Origin of the sequence: Actinacidiphila acididurans, assembly GCF_016918855.1 — a bacterium.
Taxonomy (GTDB): Bacteria; Actinomycetota; Actinomycetes; order Streptomycetales; family Streptomycetaceae; genus Actinacidiphila; species Actinacidiphila acididurans.
The window spans coordinates 142363-163339 of sequence record NZ_JADKYB010000001.1; the positions used below are offsets into that span (position 1 = coordinate 142363).

The following is a 20977-nucleotide window of genomic DNA, read 5'->3' on the forward strand; positions in this document are numbered from 1 at the left end:
GCCCTCACTACTCCTGTGCGTCGAGGTCGCGGGCCACCAGCGCGGCCAGTTCCTCGACCGCGGCCCGCGCGCCCTCGCCCTCCGCGGCCAGCACCAGCGACTCGCCGTGCTTGGCGCCCAGGGTGAGCACGGACGGCAGGCTGCGGGCGGGCGACCCCCGCAACTACCTGGCATTCCTCGGCCTCGCCGCAGCCCTCTGCTGCTACAAACGCCTCATCCGCCTCACCACATAGGACATGGTCTAAGTGATGTCGAACAGGGCCGGCTCCTCGATGGCGAAGCGCTTGTACGGCGCGGGGCCGCTCACTCCCGCCCGGCGGCTACGTTCGTGGCCGAGCGCGGTGGCTGCCGTGCCTGGTTACGGAACTGTGCGGGCGATGAGCCGACCACGCGGCGGAACGCGGTGCTGAATGCGCTCTCGGACAGGTAGCCGGTGGCCCGTGCGAGCTCGGAGATCGACAGAGTGTCGCGGGCGAGGGCGTCGCGCGCGAGGCTCATGCGCCATTGGATCAGGTACTCCAACGGCGGGACTCCGACGTGGCTCTTGAACGCCTGGGCGAACGCGGAACGCGACATGTGGCTGATCTCGGCGAGCTCCTTGAGGCTCCAGGAGTGGGCTACGTCCGCGTGCACGGCACGCAGGGCGGCACCGATGCCGTCCTCGTTCAGGGCGCCCAGCCAGCCGGTGGGCCGGTCTGTCCGACCGGCGTGAGCACGCAGCATGTGCACGAGCAGGATCTGTGCCAGGTGGTTCTGCACCAGCGGGCCGCCTGCGGCGGCGACCCCGACCTCGGTGGCCAGGAGATCGATCAGCAGCGCGAGCCGCCTGCCATGAGGATCGGCCACGCGAACGATCACGAGCGGCGGCAGAAGATCGGTCAGGAGGGCCGCGTTGCTGTCGTCGAAGGCGATGTGCCCGACGCAGAGGTAGAGGTCCTCCTCGGACTCCGGGCCGATCCGCACGAACCCGTCTTCGGCACGCGCCCACACAGACTCCGCCGGGCTCGGGCTTGCGTCAAGCGTGCTGGCCAGTACGTAAGGCGGCGGGTTGCCCAGCATGAAGGTGTCACCCTCCTGCAGGAGCACCGGCTCCTGCCCTTCGAGGATCAACCAGCAGGTGCCGCGCACGAGGCCCCCGATCCGCACGTGCAAGAACGTGTCGAAGCGCAAAGCCCAATCTCCCACGGCCCGGAGACTGGGCCCGATCACCGTGCGAGGCCTGAGCAGGCCGATTGCGTCAGCCACCGGATCCTGAAAGCCGAGCACGGACGACACCTCCTGGACGTTACGTAAAGGACTCCGGACTCTGCATTATTGATCGTACTCCGCTGTTCCCGCAGTATCGATGTTGAACGGATCGGCATCGAGAGAGCTAGGGAGACACCCACATGGGACAGCTGGAAGGCAAGACGGCGGTGGTCACCGGGGGCGGCACCGGTATCGGTCTGGCCACCGCCGTACGGCTGGCGGACGAGGGTGCGTACGTGTTCGTCACCGGACGACGTGAGGCCGTACTGGAGGCTGCCGTCAAGACCATCGGAGAAGACCGGACCACCGGGGTCGTCGGCGATATCTCGAAGCCGGAGGACCTGGACCGGCTCTACAAGGCGGTCCAGGCGCGAGGTCAGGGTTTGGACGTGCTCGTGGCGAACGCGGCGATCGGTGCGTTTGTGACGCTGGAACAGACCACCGAGGAGCACTTCGACCAGACCTTCGCGGTCAACGTCCGAGGCACGCTGTTCACCGTGCAGAAGGCGTTGCCATTGCTCAACGACGGAGCCTCGATCGTCCTGGTCGGTTCGACGGCCGGCGACCGTGGAGTAGAGGCGTTCGGCGCGTACGCGGCGTCGAAGGCAGCCGTCCGGTCCTTCGCGCGGACGTGGTCCAACGAGCTCAAGGGCCGTGGCATCCGGGTCAACGTAGTGTCGCCGGCATGGATCGAGACGCCTGGGGGCACCGCCGCTTTCGGTGACGAGGAGACCGCCCGGGCCGTGAAGGAGAATGTCGCCGCGACCGTGGCCAAGGGGCGCATGGGTCGGCCTGAGGAGGCCGCGGCAGTCGTGGCCTTCCTGGCCTCGGAACAAAGCAGCTACGTCGTCGGCGCGAACATCTACGTCGATGGTGGCACGAACCAGATCTGAGCAGGCACCACACGGTGGGTGGCATCTGAAGCGTTCCCGGTTCTATGCCGCACCCGGTCCAGGAGCGTGCGGTGAACCGCCCGTCGCCTCGCTTGCGCGGCCGGCCTTGGCCGGCGAGCTTGATCATCTTTGTGTGCACCGGTTCCAGCTTGCCGCGCACCGTCACCTGAAGGCCCAGTTCCCCGCCGACCGCGCTTACCTGGATGGGGTCGTCGGCGACCCGCACGATCGCCAGGAAGTTACCGTAGTCAGCGGGCAGCGTGGCCTCCTCGGGATTCTCGCTGCGGTGCGGGATCAGCAGGACAGGAGGCCCCGCCACCCGGGCGGGAGTCGAGGCGACAGTCGCAGCGGCCTCCACCGCGGCCCGGGTCGGCGGACGTGAGGCATGGGCAGGCGCGGCCCTGACACCGAAGGCGGTTGCCGCACTGTCGGTGATGACGTGTTCGCCTGCGGGTACCGCGCTGTCGGCTGGCCGGGCTCGATCCCACGCCCGAACCGGACTGCCAACGCCGCGGTTGGCTGTCTCGCTGGAGCAGCGACACGTGCCAGGACGCCACTGCAAGTCGCATGCCCTTGCGGTGGCGTCCTGGTGCCGGGCGGTGTGGGGAGCGGGTCGCCCGGCTGCTGCCCCGTAGGGCACGGGTCAGGTCGTGTGCCACCAGGCGGTGGTGTCCGGCGGCAGCATCACCTCGGTCTGTGTGTGGCTGACGGGGCCGCTGGCGACCAGCAGGGTGCCGCAGACGGGTAGCGTCACCGGCGCGTCGGTGAGGTTGACGGTGCGGTGGGAGCCGGGGTGGCGCTGGAAGACCAGGGTGCCGGGTGGGCTGCTGATCCAGTAGAGGTTGTCGGGGGCTCCCAGGGCGGCGTGGTCGCGGCGGTGGGCCAGGGCGGCGCGGTACAGGTCGAGCCAGTACCGCAGGATGGAGCGGAACTCGTCGTGGACGGCCGGGTGGTCCAGTTGAAGTCGGGCTGCTGCGGGGCGAACAGGTGCAGGTACCACTCGCCCGGCGTGCCGTCGGGGTTGGTGGTGCGGGTCCAGGCGGGGCCGCCGAACACCGATTCCCAGTCGTTGGGCGGCAGCTCGCCGCGGGGGCCCTTGCCGGGCCGGAAGTGGAAGCGGGCTCGGGCCGGCGAGCCGGGTCCGTCACGCAGCGCCTGGGCGAACCAGGGGTGCTGGTCGGAGCAGTGGTTGGGCACGATGTCGAAGATCACCCGCAGGTCCAGCCGGTGGGCGTCGTCGATCAGGTCGACGGCGTCGGACAGTTGCCCGAACATGGGGTCCACCGCGCGGTAGTCGGCCACGTCGTATCCGGCGTCGGCCTGCGGGGAGGCGTAGAACGGGGACAGCCACACCGCGTCCACGCCCATCAACGGCAGCTGGAGCGAGAACTACGGCGCCCACGCCGTCGCCGCGGCGACAACATCTCCCTGACCGTCCCGTCCGGCGGCAAGCAGGTCACCTTCGTCTACGACCCTGTCACCCACTGGATCACCGACGACATCAACAGCAAGATCGTCACCGCCCCCGGCGACTTCCAGTCCGAGACCGGCTGCTCGACGGACTGGGCACCGGACTGCCTCAACCCGTGGCTGGAGGACATCGACGGCGACGGCACCTACACCTACTCCACCACCGCCGTCCCCACGGGAAACTGGCAGGTCAAGGCCACCGTCGGCATGTCCTGGTACGAGAACTACGGCGACGGCGGCGCGAACATCCCCTTCACCGTCCCGGCCGCGGGTGCCACGACGACGTTCTTCTACAACGCCTCCAGCCACCTGCTGACCGTGACCTCCTCCGGCGGCACCACCCCAACCAGCACACCGCCCACCACACCCACCCCGACCGGACCCGCCAGCCCGCTGAACACCCTCGGCGCGATCTACACCCCGACCGCCACCACCTTCCGGATATGGTCCCCGGACAGCTCCAACGTCACCCTCGCCGTCGGCGGGAAGACCTACACCCTGGCCCATACCACCCTCAGCGGCTACACCGACGTCCACCAGACCGTCGTCAGCGGCGGCCTGAAGGACCAGACCTACCAGTTCTACGTCAACGGCAACGCCGTCCGCGACCCGTACGCCCAGATGGTCAACCCCGGCATTCCACAAGAATGGCATCCGCGTGATCATGGACGTGGTCTACAACCACACCTACAGCAAGGACGCCTTCGGGAACATCACCAGCAAGTGCTACACACAGAACGACCTCTCCGGCACCGGCAACTCCCTCGACGACGGCAACCCCATGGTCGCCCGTATGATCCAGGACTCCCTGGAACACTGGGTCCGCGACTACAACGTCGACGGCTTCCGCTTCGACCTGCTCGGCGTCCACTACGCCGCCAACGCCGCCGCCCCCACCGCCTACGACACCGTCGTCGTCTACAACCCCACCAGCAGCACCTACTACGCCACCCTGCCCACCGGCACCTGGACCAAAGTCCTCGACACCCCCGGCGCCGTCAACGTGCAACACCACCTGCGCAGGCCAGTCCGTCACGGTATTCGTTCCGCTTCCGCACCGAGTCCCTGCTGACGATCCTTTCGTTACTGGGGTGCAGCCCCGCGCGTGTTTGAATTCTGTTCGAGTAGGGGGTGGAGCGGGGAAGTGGTCTGCGGTGACGGCAACCGGGCGGGATGCGGCCGTGGGTGGCACGTGCTGCACGTACGGTGCCCTCCCGGCACGAGCGAGCCCGGCTACCTGGCGCTGCTCGCCTTGATCTGTGAGATCTCACCGACGCTGCAGGTCCTGCCGACCTCGGCCGCGCTGGTCGATGTCGCCGGCGCCCTGCGGTACTGGGACGCAAGCCCCTACGACCTCACGCAGCGCATCCGGGACCGCGCCTTGGTCCACCTCGGTGTCGACGTACGTATCGGCGCCGGTCCGAACTGGACGATTGCGGCGATGGCCTCCAAGGGGCTGCCGCCGGTGGCCCTCGTTTCCTGCGGCAGGTGCTCCCACTGGATCCCCGTGTACAGCACGAACAGGATCCCGCACAGCACCTCCCGGTCCGGAACCCGCCTGCGACCCGGATACCGGAACCGCCGCTCCCTCCTCGGCAGCAGCGGCTCTATCCGCCCCCACGACTCATCCGACACGATCCACGGCGGAGTCCCCACGACCCGCCCAATGTCCAACTCACCCCGCCGGGCACGGCCACCAGGACCGATCCACCTCATTGTGTTAGCCGCTGTAACTGCCCAGGCTGACGATGCGACGGATCGCCGACCTTTATCCATTGGGGCGAAGACTGACGCCCGCGGCGCCTTCGTGACCGCGGATGCGGCCCGTGTCATGCCACACCTGCTCCGCTTGGTCGAGCGAACCCCGGCGTCGGGTGGGGAAGTTCGTTTGCGGACTGCTGGCCGACCTGCCCCGCAAGAACTGCTGGACGATTGCGGAGTGGGCAGGTGAGGCCACGCCGGACGGCATGCAGCATCTGTTGGAGCGGGCCAAGTGAGACGCGGACGCGAGTACGTCGTCGACCACCTCGGCGCCGAGCAGGCCGTCCTCGTCGTCGACGAGACTGGCGACGTGAAGAAGGGGAACGCGACCGTCGGGGTGCAGCGCCAGTACACCGGCACCGCCGGGCGGATCGAGAACTTCCAGGTCGCAGTCCACCTTGTCCATGCCATGCCGCGCTGGACCACCGCGTCTACGTCACGGTCGACCGGATGAGCCCGATCGAGATCTGCCCGGCGGAGACCACGCCCGCGTAGCCGGTGGCTGTGCGGCACAGTCCACGAACCCGCTGAATCTGCGTGCGGCCATCCCCTGGGCAGGCGGGACGCCGGTGCCGGGAGGCGTCGCGGAGTCGGGGCCGACGGCTTGTCGGCTGCCCGTAGCGGCGATCGGCTGATCCAGGGGCTTGGCCCTGACCGTGTCACGCCCCGGACGATGATGGTGCGCTGGGCCGCGACGGCTGACCACTTCCCGGCCCGGCCGGGAAGTGGTCTGCCGTCAGTGGCACGGGATCCCTCGGCGGAAGCAGGCGGCCCTCGAACATGAGGAGGCGGTAGGAGCCGCCGTCAGCCGTCGTCCCGAACCACTCTTCGACTTCGCCGTCATGAGTTCCGACCGGGCGGCCACGTCATGCCGGCTTTCGTCCCATCACGTCGTGTCACGTCAATGTCATGTCATGGCAGGCTCCAGATCTGGTCGGTGGCGCCGGTGCAGGGCTCGATGTCCAGTCGGGTTGCGGAGGGACCGTAGCCGGGGTCGGTCAGGCACATTCCGGAGTTCGGATTGACCAGCTCGCCGCCGGCCTGGGGCTGCCACTGCTGTGCGGGCGTGCCGTTGCACCAGTAGAGGTCCACGGCCGTGCCGGCGGCGGTGCCGGCGTTGTTCACGTCCAGGCACATGCCGTACGCCCGCAGCGTGTAGTCCGACGCCAGAGTCCACTGCTGGGCGAAGGTGTCGTTGCAGGTGTAGACCTGGACTGGGTTGTAGTCGGCCGGGTCGGCGTCTCGAACGTCCAGGCACATGCCCTGGTAGCCGAGCGTTCGGCCGACGGGCGCGCGCAGGACCCAGGTCTGGCCGGCGGCGTGGTCGCAGTCCTCGATGTCCAACTGCGTCCCGGAGGGGCCGGACGCGGGGTCCGTCAGACACCTGCCGGACTGCGGGTTCACGATGCCGCCGTCGGACCGGATCTGCCACTGCTGTGCGGCGGTGTTGTTGCAGGTGTAGAGCTGGACCGGCGTGCCGTTGCCGGCGCCGCCGCCCTGCACGTCCAGGCACAGGCCCAGTGCACGGATGGACCCGTCGGGGTACGTCGTCCATCCTTGCGCCGAGGTGCCGTTGCAGAAGTAGGCCTGGACGGCGTCGCCCGACCGCCCGAGGCCGCCGCGGTCGTCGGTGCACAGGCCCTGGGCGCCCAGCCGAATCTGCTGGACCGCCGGCGGGACGGTGATCTCGGCGATCCGGGCGGTGGCCGAGGGGCCGGCCTGGTAGCGGATGTATCGGTGAACGACCGTGGGGAACCCGGCGGTGCTCCTCGAACTCGACACCGCTGCCTGGTCGGCGAGTGCGGTCCAAGTGGTGCCGTCGTCGGAGCCCTCGATGGTGTAAGCGGTCGTCGGGCCGTCGGACTGGACCTGCACTGCGTCGAGTCGGGTCGGTGCGCCGAGGTCGATCGTGAGGCTCGCCCCGGTGCCCGCGGCATACCACGCAGTGGCGGGGGCGCCGTCGATCGCGCCCTCCGCCGGGTGGCTGAGGTCGGCGTGGGAGGCGGTCACGGGTTTGCACGCGGCGGCATTCGACGATCCGGTGAACGTCCGCGTGGCGACGGTCAGCGGGGTCCCCGGGCTCACCGTCCGGGCGGCGGTGCCGCGGACGCTGACGGGCAGGGCGGGGCCGCCCGTGACGGTGATCGTGGTGCCTGTCGGGGTGATCGACAGGGAGTACGTGCTGCCGTGCCACCGCAGACCGCTCAGGTCCAGTTCGGGGATCTGCGGTGGCAGCGAGGGGTCGAGCAGGACCGCGTTCTGATCCCACCGCAGCCCGGTGAATCCGTACTCCAGTTCCTGGAGGAATCCGCCGGCGGCGGTCGTGAAGGTGAACGCTCCGCCGGTGCGCGTCTCGTGGAACTTGTCGAAGGGCGCCCCGACGAACGGGTCGACGCTGCGTTCGAGATAGGTGTACGCGTCGCAGCGGTCGCTTGGGAGAGCAGCCGCGTCGATCGCTGCGATGGAGTCGGTCATCGACGGGCCGTCGAGGTCGGTGACCGAGCTGTAGTAGTCGAGGTCGTTGCGCGCCAAGGTCCCCGGCATCGGCACACTCCACGGGTACTGCAGCATGGTGACGTCGGCCTGCTTGATCGTCTGGCCGGTGGGATATCCGTCGTACTCGAGGTGACGCTGGTCGGCGGAGTCGAAGGGGATCTGCAGTCCGCTCGCCACGGTGGTCCAGGCCAGGTCCGCGGTGTTGCCGGTGATCTGCGCCGCGCGGGCAGCGACGGTCAGGACTGCCTGCGCCGCGGCGTCGGTGTAGGCGCTGTCGTCGACGTGGTCGTGGTACTCGTCGGGGCCCATCACGTCCAGGATCCGGTAGGCGCCGGACACGTTCGGGTCCCGCACGGCGCGTGACACCCAGAAGTCCGCGATCCGCCTCAGCACCGGCCACGCCTTGCCGGCGAGCCAAGAGGTGTCTCCGGTGGCCAGGTAGTACTGCCACTGGGCGAGCGCGATGTCGGACGACACGTGCAGCTCGTCGCACTGAGCGCCGGGCCCGTGGTACGCGTCCCGGCCGGTGATGCCGCTCTCCCACGGGTACCGGGCGCCGGTGACGGATTGCCCGGCCGGAGCGCAGGTCGCGGCGTTCGCCTCGGCCTGCCCGAGGAGCGCCTGCCGGTAGGTGTCGGTCGCCTCGGCGACCTCTGGGTGCTGAGCGAGCAGCGCCGGATACATCCAGGTCTCCATGTCCCAGAACACGTGACCGTTGTAGCTGTCCGAGGACAGCCCGCCGGGCGGACTGGGCCATGGCACGTCGGCCCGGTTGCTCTCCAGCAGGTAGAACATGGCGGCGCGGATCTCACCGGTGAGGGTGTCGTCGCCGGGTACGGAGATGTCCGCGCTCCACAGGCTCGACCAGGCCTGCTCGTTGCGGGCGGTGACCGCGGCGGCTCCGAGGTTCGCGGCCGCGGTGGCCTGGCTCAGCGCGGCGCTCTGCGGGGCGGTGCTCGCGGTCCCGGGGCCGCCGTCGTCGCTGGAGGCGATGCCCACGAATTTGGTCGCCGTGTAGGTCGTGCCGGCGACCACGTTCAACTGCGTGCTCTGGCCTGCCGCGGCACCGTCCGCCGGGGCGGTGGCCGTCGGCGATGCGGCACCGCCGAGCCTGAGCACCGACGCGATCGCAGCGGTCACCCCGGTGCCGTCGGCGGTGACGTTCTCGGTGAGGACGCCGTTGCGGGTGTCGACGGAGGGGGAGGAGGCCGAAGAGCCGTTCAGCCCGCGCTCGTCGAGGGCGTCGACGACCGTCGCCTGCCCGGTCCAGTGGGGGGTGAAGGACATGCCGACCATGCCGACGTGGGCATCGCTCTGGTCGGCGTTGACGGTGTACGTGAAGTCCGTGGTGCGGCCGGACGGCGCGGTCCAGGTGAAGGAGGTCGTAAGCGTTGCTGTCAGCATGTCGAGCGTCTGCCGGTAGCCGGACCGCGTGCCGGCCTGGAGCGTGGAGACGGTGGTGGGTGCCGCGGCGCCCACCGGGTAGGCGGCGACCGTGTCGACGTTCACCTGACCGGAGTCGGCGGATCCCACCGTGATGACAACATCGTTGTCCCCCGCGTTCAGCGTGGCCGGGACCGTCACGGTCCCCCACGTGTCCCAGTTGGCCGTTGGCGGGAGCGTCACCTGCCGCGGCGCCCCGCCGTCGACGCCCACGGACACCGTCTCGCTTGCGCCGTTACCGTTGGCGTATCTGATGGTGATCACCGATGCGCCGGCGACCCCGTAGGCGATGGGCACGGTGACGGTGGCGCCGACGTTCGGGGATCCGTAACCGAGGCCGGCGGCGAACAGCCGGCCCATCGCGCCGCCGTGGTCGCTCGCGGGCGTGGCGCCGCCGGACAGTTCACCGGCCGCGGCCTGGCAGAGGGTGTTGTACCGGCAGACCGGCAGGTTGCCGTACGTGTCGGCGCCGTGGATCACGCCGAGAGTGGTCCATGTGGGGAGGTCGGCACGGATCTCGGACCAGTTGGTCTCGGCGGGCGGATCGGCGTAGAAGCCGGCCAGTTCGCTCTCGGTGGTGATCGGGTCCACCGAGAGGCCGGTGCCCTCGGCGGGCACCCGGGCCGCGAGGTAGCCGTTCCCGATGAACGTCGGGGTGTAGGCCGTGGAGGGATCCGTCGTCGAAAGCGTCCACGGCCCCGAGCCCGCGGCCTGACGCGCAGTCGGGCCCGTTGAAGTCGTCGAGGTCGAGCCCGTCGCGTTGGTCGACGCGGCCGCCGTCGAGGGAATCGACGCCATCGCGACGAGGAGTGCGGCGCAGGCCACCGCGGCCCTGAGCCGGCCCGGCCTGAGTCGGTACCGTCTGCCGCCTTGCCGATGTTCCATGCTTTCCGTCCTTTGTTGGCGGAGTCGACAGTGGGGGGAGGACCGACGCTTTTCCGGTGGAACTGCGGACGGAGTGGGCGGCGCGCGTGGACCCGTTCAACACTTTGCCCAGAGCGCGGTCATTCTCAACTCGTTCAGGGCAAAGGGCTGTCCTCGTGGTGCCACGCGCCCCGCGTGACGTGGCTCCACGGGTGTGCCGCGGGCGGGAGAGGACGTACGGCGTTCGCAGCGAACGGTGTACGTCCTCCCCGGTGCGGCAGGCGCGAGCGCGGCTCCAGCACCGGGCCGGCGAGTGGCCTTCTTCCCCCGGTCCGCTCCCCGGCAAGTCCCGCGAGGCCGTCTTCCCGCGCCCCGCGACCCCGTTGCCGCGTGGGTCGCTGAGGCAACGCCCTCCCGGTGAGCGGGACCTGGCCGCCGCCCGGGCCCCGTGCGGGGTCGGGGTTCCCCGCAGGGGCCTGACGCCCGTCGAGGGCCGGGGCGTTATGTCGTCCCGGGCAGTTGCCGATCTTCACGACCGCGCTGCTCCCCTGTCACGGGCGTGTCCTGACGTCCCTCCTCCTGCAACTGGGCTGCCGCCACCTCATGTCCCGGTGGTCAGTGAGCCGTTCACCCGCAGCAGGAGCCAACTCGGAGACGAAATCATGCACGTTCGGAAGATCTCGGTGCTCACCCTTGCCGCTGTCGCTCTCTGCCTGTCGCTCACGGCCTGCGGCAACAACGGCACCGACAGGACCGCCAGGGCCTCCTCCGCCGCGGCGAGCGCTTCGGTCGCCGGCACCGCCTCCCCCCGGACCACGCCGATGGCCAGTGACTCCCAGCAGCCCACGGGCGCTCCCGCCCGCACCGCGGCCTCGGGTACCCCCAATCAGGCCGGTGTGAGCTGCACCAACCAACTCGACTACGCGGGCGACCCGAGGTCCAACGCTGAAATCAACACCATCGGCGAGCAGACCGGCTACTGCCCGCCGGCCCAGCACCAGTGACGGGGCCGGCCCGCCGGCCGAAAGCCGACCGTGCCGACCGCCCGCCGGAACGCGCCGAGCGCGTCCGGTGTCTCGGTCGGCCTCGGATCGAGCGACTTGGAACGACCGCTTGGACCTTCCGAACCGGCAGTCCTCGATCGTCGTCCGGACGGGCACCTCGGCGTCGGTTGCGAGGCCGAGGGTGACGAACATCGGCGCGTGCAGTGCTCGACGGGGGGTGCGCGAAGCGCACCGCGAGCGCGAGGCTGCGGTAGTCGGCCGAGGTGTCGACGTCACCACGGGCGAGGGCGTCGGCCGGCGCCGACAGTCTGAGCGGCGCCGGTTCCCCGTGCGCGCTCACGACCAGGATCGCCGTCGGCTTGGGCAGCGCCTGGGACCAGCCGAACAGATTGCCCATCCACAACGCCTCCTCGCAAAGCGCCGGAGAGCCATGGCTGAGGCAGAGCGCGGGCATCGGGCCGTCGGCCGGCTCCAGCGACGCTGAGCGCGGGCGGGAGCGTTGAGCCGGGGGTCGTGCTGCTTCCACGCCTCGATCACGTCGGTGGTGACGAAGTGCTCCTCAAGGCCGTAGAGCCGCATCAGGGGTCAGCTTCGGACGGACTTGAGCGCGCAGGCCCAGGACTCGAGCTGGTCGAACAGCACGGAGGCGGCGTCGTGTATCGGGGTGGGCTTGAACACCGAGAAGTTCTCGAAGTCGGTGAACAACGAGAACGACAGCTGCTGGTGCACGTGGGCCAGTTGCAGTTCGCTCGAGATCGCCCGCAGGTGCTCGATCGCCCGTGCGCCGCCGAGCGAGCCGTACGACACGAAGGCGGCGGCCTTGTTGCGAACGCTGCACCGGATCTCCGACAAGGTGCTCGCCCGCATCGAGCGTGCACAGGGTGAGACGACGAGCGCTCGCCCGGCGGACCGGGCCGCGAGCCGTGCGGCTCGGCCCGGGGGACGGTGATCGCGAGGAGCCTCGTGCTCCGAGAGTCTGGTGAGACCGTGCCCCATGAGGTGAGGCGGACCGAGCGCTTGTAGTGGCAGGTGGCGGCGGCGAGGACTCAAGGAGCCACGACCGCCCTCTCGCGGCTGGGTTCACTTGCCGGAGCCGACGTGGTAGCCGACGGGGTCGACGTAGACGTCGGGAGCGTTGCCGCTGGAGGCGGCGACGGTGATGTCCTGGCCGTTGAGGTCCACGATTTCCGAGACCGTCTCGTTGGGCGGGGTGACGGAGAGCCGGGTGTATGTCTTGCCGGAGCCGCTGGTGTCCGGGATGTAGTTCAGCAGGAAGCGGGTCTCCTCGCCCGGCGCGATGGTGACGGTCGACGGTGAGTCCGGCGAGATGTCGGTGCGTGCGGCGTCGGGCCCGGTGTCGCCCAGGCCGTCGGGGCCCACCAGCTGGACACCGGGGAAGCCGTGAATGGTGCAGGTGCCGGAGCCGGTGTTCTTCAGGTTGACGACGATCTCGTTCCTGACTCCCGCGGAGGCGGCACTGAAGGCCAGGGTATCGGTCCTGCACATGGAGCCCGACGCCTTGGGCTGGGTCCGGGCTATGGGCTTGCCGCCCGTGCCGGACCGGGTGGCCGAGCCGGTGGAGGACCCGGTGCTGGACCCCGTGGCGGAGCCGGTGCTGGAGCCGGTGGAGGAGCCGGACGAAGAGGAAACCGGAGTCGAGTTCTGGGCGCCGGTGGAGTTGCTCGCGGCGGCGGTCGCAGTGCTGTCGGCGGCCGCGCTCGATCCGTCACCGCTGTCGCACGCGGTCAGCGAGAGGGCGGCAGCGGTCACGACAAGGGCGAGGGCGGAGATCTTCTTGATGCGCATCGTTACTCCGGAAAGTGGTGTCGTCCGGCTCACTCGGGCTGAGCGGACCGTGATCGTTTCCTGAGACACCCACGTCCGGCGGCCAGTTGCGGCCGGAATGTACTCAAGACATCCCTGTGACATGTGAGCCGACAATTCCCGGTGGGACCGCCCCCCGGCTCAGCCTCGTCGGGGATCCCGAGGCGCCGGTGCGGGGCGAGCGGCCGGCATCGGCGACGAGAAGTCGGACGTGATCGCCTGGGCGGCTCTGGACGGCCTTCAGGCCGGTGTCCTCGAAGTCCTGGCCGACCGGCGGACCGCCCACCGGAAGTCCCGGCTCGGAGCGGATCCGGCCCTGTCCGTGACCGCAGCCGGCGGATCACCGCACCGGCCGAACGGGACGTGTGGAGAACAGTCGGTCTTTTCAGCCGACGGTGGGGTGAGGGCGGTGCGGTCGAACGGGCCGCCGTGTGCGGCGGCATAGGCGATGGCGTCGTTGACGGCATCGAGTGGGAAGGTCCGGACCCGTTCGGGGGCGAGGTCGAGCGCGCCCGAGGCGAGGAGCCGGATGATCCCGACGTTCGCCGTGCGTGGGTACATCCACTGGCCGCGCACGGTGACCGAGTTGCGCATGATCCACGGATAGGGGAGGGCCAGGTCGGCGCCGCCGAGCATGCCGACGCCGCCCATGAGGACGACGCGGCCGTACTCGCGCACGGTCATGGCCGCCGCGCGCGCCACCGAGCTGGGGGCGCTCGGCGGGAGCAGGTCGATCACCATGTCGATCGGGCCGTCGGCCGCCGCGGACATCGCCGCTTGGTCGGCGGGCTCGTCCCCGGTCAGCCGGACCGGGCGCACCCGCGGGCCGAACCGGTCGGTGAGCAGGTCCAGTGCGGCCTGGTTCCGGCCCGGGGTGACCACCCGGCCCGCCCCCATCGCGAGCGCGACCGCGACCGCGCTGCTGCCCAGGTTTCCGGTGGCTCCGCTGACGAGCAGCGTCTCGCCGGCCTCGAGGCGGCCGGCCAGCAGCCCGCCGTAGGGGATGGCGTGCACCCCGAGCGCGGCCCAGCGGGCCGGGTCGTCCCCCGCCACGGCCGGCAGTGGGTGGACGTTCTCCGTCGGTACCCGCATGAGTTCGGCGAAGGACCCGTCGTGCAGGTGCCGGGCGAGCCGTGCGCCGCCGACACCGCGGGAGCTCCAGCCCTGGAGCGTGATGTCGGGCGTAAGGGCGTCGTCCCGGGCGCGTACCGTCGAGTCGCACCACACCAGATCGCCGGCGTGCAGCCGGGTGGCGTCCGGGCCGACGTGGATGATCCGTCCCACACCGCCGAGCCCCGGTACGACCGGAGGGACGAGGGGATAGTTCCGCTTGCCGCTGAAGACCTCAGCCGCGTAGGGCAGCACACACGTGGCGAGCACTTCGACCGCCACCTCACCGCCGCCGGCTTCGGGGTCGGGCACCTCCCGCACCGTGAGCGGGGCGCCGAACTGCGTCAGAACCGCTGCTCGCACGTGATGACCTCCATGTTCGTCCGTGTTCTCGGGGTCGACGTTAGGACCCTCGCAGGCATGCGGGAAGCGATGACCACGCATCCCTGGTATGCCTGTACCGCATGGACGTCTCCAGTGCGGGCCTGCGGGTCCTACGGCAGATCGCGGAGTCCGGAAGCTTCACCGCGGCTGCCGCCCGGCTGGGCTACACGCAGTCGGCGATCTCGCGCCAGGCCGCCTCCCTCGAACGAAGCGCGGGCGCCGTCCTCTTCGAACGCCGCTCGAACGGGGTGCAACTCACCCCCGCGGGCCAGGCCCTGCTTCGGCACGCCCGCACGATCCTGGACGCCGTCGCGGCGGCCGAGCACGACCTGGCCGGTACGGTCCCGCGGACCGAGCAGGTGCGGCTCGGGGTGTTCCTGAGCGCAGGCGCGGTGGTCCTGCTCGCCGCGCTCGGACGGCTCGCGCAGACCGACCCGCAGATCACGGTCACGACGCGGGACGGCACCACCCCCGCCCTGATCCGGGCGCTGCGGGCGGGCTCGGTGGACCTGGCCGTGCTGACGTCGCGCCCGCCCCACCGGCCCTTGGACAGTGAGTCGCCGCGCCTTCACCTCGAGACCGTTGAGGACACCGAACTGGTGGTGGCGGTTCCTTCGACCGGACAGTTCGCCGGCCGCACGGCGGTGCACATCGACGAACTGGTCGACGCCGCATGGATCTCCACCCCGTCGTCGAACTCCGAGCCGCTGCTCGGCGTCTGGCCCGGCCTGCCCGGACGGCCGCGCATCGTCCACTCCACGCGCGACTGGCTGACGAAACTCCAGCTGGTCGCGTGCGGTTACGGAGTGACGACGGTGCCGGCCCGGCTCGCCCCGGTGCTGCCCCCCGGAGTGAGCGTGCTGCACGTCGAAGGCGCGCCCCCCGAGATCCGACGGCTTCTCGTAGCGAGCCTCCCCGGCCGCCGCACCCCGGCAGTCAAGGCCGTTGCCCGGGCGATCACCTCGACCGACCTGAGAAAGTGACACCCTCCTCAGACCGCATGAATCCCGTCAGGGCGGACGGCGGAAACGCGTAACGGCAGGCAGTGCGTAGCGGGAGCGCCTGAGCCGGCGCGGGCCGCGTCCCCCTCACGGAGGCCGAGCTGCGGGTGTTTGGCCCGATTTTGCCCGCTTCCCGCTGTTCTCACCCCCTCCGGCGTCATCGGTCCGGGCGGGGAGGATGCTCCATGGTTGTCAAGCCGAAGGACTCAGGTTGGTTTGAGTGATTTGTTCGGTTGGCGCCCTGGTCAGGGCGCGGTAGACCTCGCGGGCTACGACGGCCCCGAGGTGACGTTCGGGGTGGTCCGTGACGACACCAAGGAGGTGAAGCACGAGGAGCAGCGCCAGGCCGCACTCGTCGCCGAGCGGCAGCGTGCCAAGGAGGTCGCCGACTTCTCCTCCGCGTTGATCACCGCGGCCACGGAGCAGGAGGTGCAGCAGGTCGTGCTGACCCGCCTCGCCGCCACCTTCGACGCCGCCGGTGCCCTGCTCGCCGTCGTCGAGGAAGGCCGTCTGCGCGTGGCCACCGATGCCGGGATAGGCATGCGGGAGGCCGGCTTCCTGAACGGCATGCCGCTGGACCGTCCGGGCCCGGTACCCGAGGCGATCCGCACCGGCACACCGCAGTTCGTCCCCGACCGGCGGGACTACGAACGCCGCTGGCCGCACGCGACCGCGTTCCCGAAGCTGCGCCGGCTCGGGGCCGACTACGCGTTCTCGGTCACCCCCTTCTGCGAAGCCGGCAATGATCCGCTCGGCGGGTTCCTGATGATCTACGACAGTGGAGGTCTGCCGTCCTCGGAGGAGCGGACTCTCATGGGCACTCTCGCCGATCTGGCGGGCCAGGCACTGCGGCGCGTCAGGCTGGAGCAGGCGCGGGTCGAGCTGGCCACGGTGCTGCAGCAGGCCGTGCTCCCCGTTCTCCCCGAGCACCTCGCGGGCCTGGACGTGGCCGCCCGCTACCGGCCGAGCCGACAGGGGCTGGACATAGGCGGGGACTGGTACGACGCCTTCGTGATGCCCGACGGCGCGATCGTCATGGAGATCGGCGATGCCCAGGGACACGATGTGGAGGCCGCCGCCTTCATGGGACAGGTGCGGTTGTCCATGCGTGCGATCGCCGACCACGAACCGGATCCGGCGACCGTACTGACCCGTACCAACCAGCTCCTGACCACACTGGATCATCCGCGGTTCGCCAGCTGCACGATGCTGCGCATCGATCCGCGCAGCGGTCGGGTGACCGGTGCCGGCGCCGGACACGTGCCGTTGCTGTACGCGAGCCGGGACGGTGACCACAGCGCTCGCGAACTTCCCGGGGGGCCGGTGCTGGGAGTGGTGCCCGACGCCGTGTACCACGAGGAGACGTTCACCCTCGGCAAGGACTGCGCGCTGATCATGGTCACCGACGGCGTGGTGGAAGGGCCGGGCCTCACGCTGGATGCCGGGCTGAGGCGGGCCGGGACACTGGCCGGCGCGGCCCTGCACGACGGACAGGCCGCGGAACAGACCGCCGACCGCGTCATCGAGGGCGCCGCCACGGCTGACCACGGCGACGACCTCACCGTACTGGTCATCCGCCGTATCTGAGCCGTCCCCACGTCGTCGCCCGTCCCGGCCTTGAGAAACTGCCCTTCGGTATGTGCGGGGGCCGGTCACGTCGGCCCGTTGCCGTGACCAGAAAGATTCGCCGCGCACGTGGCGATGACGTTGGCCGCGGCGGTGATGACCGTGAACGGGATGCCGCGTCCGTCGCAGATCAGGTGGTGCTTGCTGCCGGTTTTGCCCCGTTTGACCGGTGGCCGGCCAGTCCCCTTGCCCCTCTTTTCGTCTTCACATGGAGGGCGTCCACACAGGCGCGGGTCCAGTCCGTCTGCCCGGCCGCGTTCAACTCGGCCAGCAGCATACGGTGCAGAGTTTCGAAAACACCGGCCTCCTGCCACCGGCCGAGCCGTCGCCAGACGCCGGTCGTCCACCGGACGGGGGTCCCGGCGACTTCTCCGGCCAGGGCGGCAGCAGCGGCTCGACCACCGCCCACCACGCATCGTCCACGATCCAGGGCCTGTTGCTCACACGCTCACGAACGGCCGAATCGTCACACAGACACGCCCACCAGCGATGGATCACAAGATCGTATTACGAGCTCGTAGGGGCAGATCTGGCTCGTGGAGGCTGGGAGCGCAATCTCGCCCGGAGCCCTCCGCGCCCAGACCTGACACTTGCGTCACCTTCGGATGGCGCAGCACCGGCTGCAGCGCGTCGTCGCGGTGGATCCTGAGATTGCAGACGCCGCCCACGGGCGCGCACGAGTGGTGCTTGCGGGCTGGCCACCTCGACGAGGTCCGGGGCGGGCGGTCAGTCGGAGGGCGTAGGTACCGCCGCGGTGGCGCCGGGCGTTGGTGACGAGTTCGGAGGCGATCAGGACGACGCCGTCGGCCGTTTCCGAGCTGACGGCCGGCTACTCGAAGGTTTTGGGGAAGGCCCGGGTGGTCTCGTGACCATCGGCGACGCCTGCCGCGGAGCGGCAGGTCGTGCTATCGACGACCATCGTGTCCACCACGGTCCCCTGGCTCGTCCATGCCCGGTCCTGCCCGCCCGACCTCGTGCCCCGCCCTGCGTCCCTTGAAACCGGCAGCGCTGCCCGATTACCTCGTCACCGGGCCCAAGAAAATCTGTGATCGCCAGAGTAGACATTGGGCGGTGATGGGGTTATGGTTTCTCTCGTAGCCGAGATCAGCAGGGCCCGGCAGAGACGAACTGCCGGGCAGCAGTACCCGCAAGTGCACTACGCAGGACGGTGCGGTGGTGGAGTTCCGAAGCCAGAGTGGTTGCCTGACGGCGACGGGACTGACGACCGGACCGGGTGGCCCGGCAGTGATCAGGGGCCGCCGTGAGCAGTAACGCAGTCGCAGTTCAGTGACTGCAGTTCGCAGTACCAGCAGCGCGGTTTTCAGTGGTTCCTCGGTAAAGGCGTCGGCTGCGGGCGCGCGTACCGGGAAGTTCGGCAGTTGGGTTCCAAGCCAGAGCAGACGCAGGACGGGCGACGGGGCTGGCTGCCGAAGAGTGGCGCTTACTCAGGTCACCAGCAGTACAAGCAGTTCGCAGTGCCCGATTGCTAAGTGGTTCATCCAGAGGGAAGAACGGAGGAGCCGAGCGCCATCAGGATCGCCCGGGCGGACGTCGTGAGCCCGGGTACCGCAGGACATCGTTAGCGAGGTGGTCTCCGGTCAAGCAACCGCGATCCCCGCACGCGCCGCCACCCCCCCTGCGGCAGTGCGGACACAGTAGGCCGGTTCAGTACTAAGACCGGCAGATGGTGTTGTAGTTCCTTCGGGGCCCTGGTGCCGTACGGCGCCAGGGCCCCTCCACCGTGTTCCAGAGAGGCAAGATGACAGCAGACGACTCGTTCAACCGGCTCGATGACGACGACTACCCCGCTTACACCATGGGCCGGGCCGCCGAGATACTCGGCACCACCCAGGGCTTCCTGCGCGCCATCGGCGAAGCCCGCCTGATCACCCCGTTGCGCTCCGCGGGCGGACACCGCCGCTACTCCCGTTACCAGTTGCGCATCGCCGCCCGCGCCCGGGAACTCGTCGACCAAGGCACCCCGATCGAGGCCGCCTGCCGCATCATCATCCTCGAAGATCAACTGGAAGAAGCCCAGCGCATCAACGCCGAATACCGCCGCGCCGCATCCCAGCACACGGAAGACAACTGACCACAGTCCGCGGCAACGCGCCGGAATCCGCACCCCTCCACCCACTTCATAATATGAGTGCGTGATCGCTGAACATGCCCAGCCGCCGGCACACGAAAGGGAGCCGCGGCACCTCTCCGGCGTCACACCGGACACCTTCCGCGCACCGGCGGTCGATCCGGCCGCTGGCCCAACCGGCCGTCTGAGTGCCGGCCAAGGTCGCCGAGTTTGCGCAGGCGCCGCAGCGTGGCGTGCCGGTGGCCTGACCAGGGAGTCCGCCTTCGCCCGACCGTTCAGGTGCGCGCGTCCTCGTGGACGACGACGGTCGGCACCTCGTTGAACGCCTCGGTCGAGCTGGGGTGGGTGTAGACGGCGTCGCGCAGGTCGCTCGCGGGGATGCAGTGACGCATCGCGAGCGCCACGGTGTTGACGAGTTCCTGCGCGTCCACGCTGAGCAGCGCCGCTCCGAGGATCAGATCGGTGTCGGCGTCGATGACGAACTTCATCAGGCCGCGCGTCTCCTCCACCGCGTAGGCGCGGGGCATGGCCACGATGTCCGCGACGTTCTCCCGGGTGACCTTGACGCGGTGACCTGCGGCACGCGCCTCCTGCTCGGTCATCCCGACGGTCGCCAGCGGCGGGGTCAGGAAGACGGTGTTCGGCACCGCGACCCGGTCGGCAGTCGAACGCGTGCCGTCGCCGATGAGCTGGTCGAGCACGATCCTGCTGTCGTCCAGCGAGACGTAGGTGAACTTCGGGCCGCCGTTGACGTCGCCGAGGGCGAAGATGTGCGGCCGGCTGGTCCGCAGATACTCGTCCACCTCGATCGCGCCGTTGTCCGTCGTGCGCACCCCGGCGGCCTCCAGGCCGAGACCGCCGGTGTGGGGGGCTCGGCCGGTCGCCGGCAGCACCGCGTCGGCCGTCACGGAGTGCTCGGTGCCGTCGAGGTCGTAGACGACGGCCGCGCCCTCGTCACCGTCACGGACCTCACGCACGTGCGCCCCGAGGACGATCTCGACGCCCTCGCCGCTGAGGACCCGGCGCACCGCGTCGGCCACGTCGGCGTCGACCCGGGGCAGGAAGCGCCCGCCCCTGGCGAGCACGGTCACCTCCGAGCCGAACGCCCGGTAGATCGCGGCGAACTCCAGGCCCAGGTAACCGCCGCCGATCACCACGAGCCGCTTCGGCAGTCGGGTACGCTCCAGCAGGTCGGTGCTGGAGACCAGATGAGCGCTGGTCCGCAGGCCGGGGACGTCCGGAACGACCGGCCGGGAACCGGCGTTGATCAGGATCGTCTCGGCGGTCGCCGTCAGCCGCTCGCCGCCCTGCCGGGTGATGGCCACGGTGTGCGGGTCGGTGAATTCCGCCCGCCCGGTGATGATCGTGACCGTCTCCAGGGCGTTCAGGCTGTCGTAGTTGCCCTTGCGCATGAACTCCCGTACGGCCTGGACCTTCGTGACGGCCTGTTCGAAGAAGGCTTGCGGGTCGTCCTGCGGGCGGCGCAGACGGGAGTGGTGCACCATGCCCTTGGACGGCACGCAGCCCACGTTCGGGCAGGTGCCCCCGTACATGCGCTCCGACTCCTCGACGAGAACCACGGTCCTGCCCAGCTGGCCCAGGGCCCGGGCGGCGGTCTTGCCGCCCTTGCCGAACCCGACCACCAGAACGTCGGCCCGTAGGGTGTCCCGCTCTTCGGCTTGCGTGGTCATGCGCTCTCCCGCTCGGTGGTGCCATGAGTGTGCGGCGCTTGGAAAGACCGCATCGGCCACGCTAGGCCGGGCG

At 70.0% G+C, this 20977-nt stretch carries 13 protein-coding genes and 4 pseudogenes; 8 read left to right on the forward strand and 9 right to left on the reverse strand.

Annotated features, from left to right (window positions below):
* Window positions 1-7: 7 nt before the first annotated feature.
* Window positions 8-163: an HPr family phosphocarrier protein gene (locus ITX44_RS00495; protein ID WP_205354929.1), complete on the reverse strand. Its 156-nt coding sequence runs from the start codon at window positions 161-163 to the stop codon at window positions 8-10.
* Window positions 164-303: 140 nt separating this feature from the next.
* Complete coding sequence (locus ITX44_RS42490) at window positions 304-1275, reverse strand: AraC family transcriptional regulator (RefSeq protein WP_307795018.1); 972 nt, start codon at window positions 1273-1275, stop codon at window positions 304-306.
* Between the two features lie 113 nt (window positions 1276-1388).
* On the opposite strand from ITX44_RS42490, the gene ITX44_RS00505 reads away from it, so the two are divergent.
* The gene (locus ITX44_RS00505; protein ID WP_205354930.1) at window positions 1389-2141 is read left to right on the forward strand and encodes an SDR family NAD(P)-dependent oxidoreductase; all 753 of its coding nucleotides are present in this window, start codon (window positions 1389-1391) and stop codon (window positions 2139-2141) included.
* An 844-nt stretch (window positions 2142-2985) separates the two neighbouring features.
* On the opposite strand, the pseudogene ITX44_RS00510 reads toward ITX44_RS00505, so the two are convergent.
* A pseudogene (locus ITX44_RS00510) lies at window positions 2986-3509 on the reverse strand (alpha-amylase family glycosyl hydrolase); the annotation flags it as partial.
* Here ITX44_RS00510 and ITX44_RS42915 point away from each other — a divergent pair.
* A pseudogene (locus tag ITX44_RS42915) lies at window positions 3405-3908 on the forward strand (pullulanase X25 domain-containing protein); the annotation flags it as partial. The pseudogenes ITX44_RS00510 and ITX44_RS42915 sit on opposite strands and share 105 nt — an antisense overlap.
* A 361-nt stretch (window positions 3909-4269) precedes the next feature.
* Window positions 4270-4683: a hypothetical protein gene (locus ITX44_RS00515; RefSeq protein ID WP_205354932.1), complete on the forward strand. Its 414-nt coding sequence runs from the start codon at window positions 4270-4272 to the stop codon at window positions 4681-4683.
* Between the two features lie 404 nt (window positions 4684-5087).
* On the opposite strand, the pseudogene ITX44_RS00520 reads toward ITX44_RS00515, so the two are convergent.
* Window positions 5088-5327, reverse strand: a pseudogene (locus ITX44_RS00520) (transposase); the annotation flags it as partial.
* 101 nt (window positions 5328-5428) lie between these two features.
* Between ITX44_RS00520 and ITX44_RS00525 the strand changes: the two are divergent.
* Window positions 5429-5781 (forward strand): annotated as a pseudogene (locus ITX44_RS00525) (transposase); the annotation flags it as partial.
* A 503-nt stretch (window positions 5782-6284) separates the two neighbouring features.
* On the opposite strand, the gene ITX44_RS00530 reads toward ITX44_RS00525, so the two are convergent.
* On the reverse strand, window positions 6285-10196 hold the full coding sequence (locus ITX44_RS00530) for a ricin-type beta-trefoil lectin domain protein (protein WP_205354933.1): 3912 nt from the start codon (window positions 10194-10196) through the stop codon (window positions 6285-6287).
* A gap of 641 nt (window positions 10197-10837) precedes the next feature.
* Here ITX44_RS00530 and ITX44_RS00535 point away from each other — a divergent pair.
* Window positions 10838-11179, forward strand: a complete 342-nt coding sequence (locus ITX44_RS00535) for a hypothetical protein (RefSeq protein WP_205354934.1) — start codon at window positions 10838-10840, stop codon at window positions 11177-11179.
* 585 nt (window positions 11180-11764) lie between these two features.
* On the opposite strand, the gene ITX44_RS00540 is transcribed toward ITX44_RS00535, so the two are convergent.
* The 3 genes from ITX44_RS00540 to ITX44_RS00550 all read right to left on the reverse strand — a co-directional run bounded on the left by ITX44_RS00540 (window position 11765) and on the right by ITX44_RS00550 (window position 14476).
* Window positions 11765-12046 carry an NADPH-dependent FMN reductase gene (locus ITX44_RS00540; RefSeq protein ID WP_205354935.1) on the reverse strand — a complete coding sequence of 94 codons (282 nt, stop codon included), beginning with the start codon at window positions 12044-12046 and terminating at the stop codon, window positions 11765-11767.
* A 213-nt stretch (window positions 12047-12259) separates the two neighbouring features.
* A complete protein-coding gene (locus tag ITX44_RS00545) occupies window positions 12260-12985 on the reverse strand; it encodes a DUF4232 domain-containing protein (protein WP_205354936.1) in 726 nt (241 codons plus the stop codon).
* Between the two features lie 258 nt (window positions 12986-13243).
* Window positions 13244-14476 (reverse strand): alcohol dehydrogenase catalytic domain-containing protein, encoded by a 1233-nt coding sequence (locus ITX44_RS00550; RefSeq protein ID WP_205354937.1) that lies wholly within the window; start codon window positions 14474-14476, stop codon window positions 13244-13246.
* 101 nt (window positions 14477-14577) lie between these two features.
* On the opposite strand from ITX44_RS00550, the gene ITX44_RS00555 reads away from it, so the two are divergent.
* From ITX44_RS00555 to ITX44_RS00565, 3 genes are all read left to right on the forward strand, one after another.
* Window positions 14578-15480, forward strand: coding sequence for a LysR family transcriptional regulator (locus ITX44_RS00555; RefSeq protein WP_205354938.1), 903 nt, complete (start codon window positions 14578-14580; stop codon window positions 15478-15480).
* 234 nt (window positions 15481-15714) lie between these two features.
* Entirely contained in the window at window positions 15715-17085 is a 1371-nt protein-coding gene (locus ITX44_RS00560; RefSeq protein WP_205354939.1) for a PP2C family protein-serine/threonine phosphatase, read from the forward strand.
* A gap of 1798 nt (window positions 17086-18883) precedes the next feature.
* On the forward strand, window positions 18884-19216 hold the full coding sequence (locus ITX44_RS00565) for a MerR family transcriptional regulator (RefSeq protein WP_205354940.1): 333 nt from the start codon (window positions 18884-18886) through the stop codon (window positions 19214-19216).
* A 272-nt stretch (window positions 19217-19488) separates the two neighbouring features.
* Here the strand turns inward: ITX44_RS00565 and ITX44_RS00570 are convergent, their stop codons facing one another.
* Entirely contained in the window at window positions 19489-20904 is a 1416-nt protein-coding gene (locus ITX44_RS00570) for a dihydrolipoyl dehydrogenase family protein (protein WP_205354941.1), read from the reverse strand.
* Window positions 20905-20977 lie beyond the last annotated feature (73 nt).

Bases quoted from the DNA above. Each gene is read 5' to 3' on its own strand.
- ITX44_RS00505 (WP_205354930.1), top strand. From the start codon at position 1,389: ATGGGACAGCTGGAAGGCAAGACGGCGGTGGTCACCGGGGGCGGCACC.
- ITX44_RS00530 (WP_205354933.1), bottom strand. From the start codon at position 10,196: ATGGAACATCGGCAAGGCGGCAGACGGTACCGACTCAGGCCGGGCCGG.
- ITX44_RS00535 (WP_205354934.1), top strand. From the start codon at position 10,838: ATGCACGTTCGGAAGATCTCGGTGCTCACCCTTGCCGCTGTCGCTCTC.
- ITX44_RS00540 (WP_205354935.1), bottom strand. From the start codon at position 12,046: ATGCGGGCGAGCACCTTGTCGGAGATCCGGTGCAGCGTTCGCAACAAG.
- ITX44_RS00545 (WP_205354936.1), bottom strand. From the start codon at position 12,985: ATGCGCATCAAGAAGATCTCCGCCCTCGCCCTTGTCGTGACCGCTGCC.
- ITX44_RS00555 (WP_205354938.1), top strand. From the start codon at position 14,578: ATGGACGTCTCCAGTGCGGGCCTGCGGGTCCTACGGCAGATCGCGGAG.
- ITX44_RS00565 (WP_205354940.1), top strand. From the start codon at position 18,884: ATGACAGCAGACGACTCGTTCAACCGGCTCGATGACGACGACTACCCC.
- ITX44_RS00570 (WP_205354941.1), bottom strand. From the start codon at position 20,904: ATGACCACGCAAGCCGAAGAGCGGGACACCCTACGGGCCGACGTTCTG.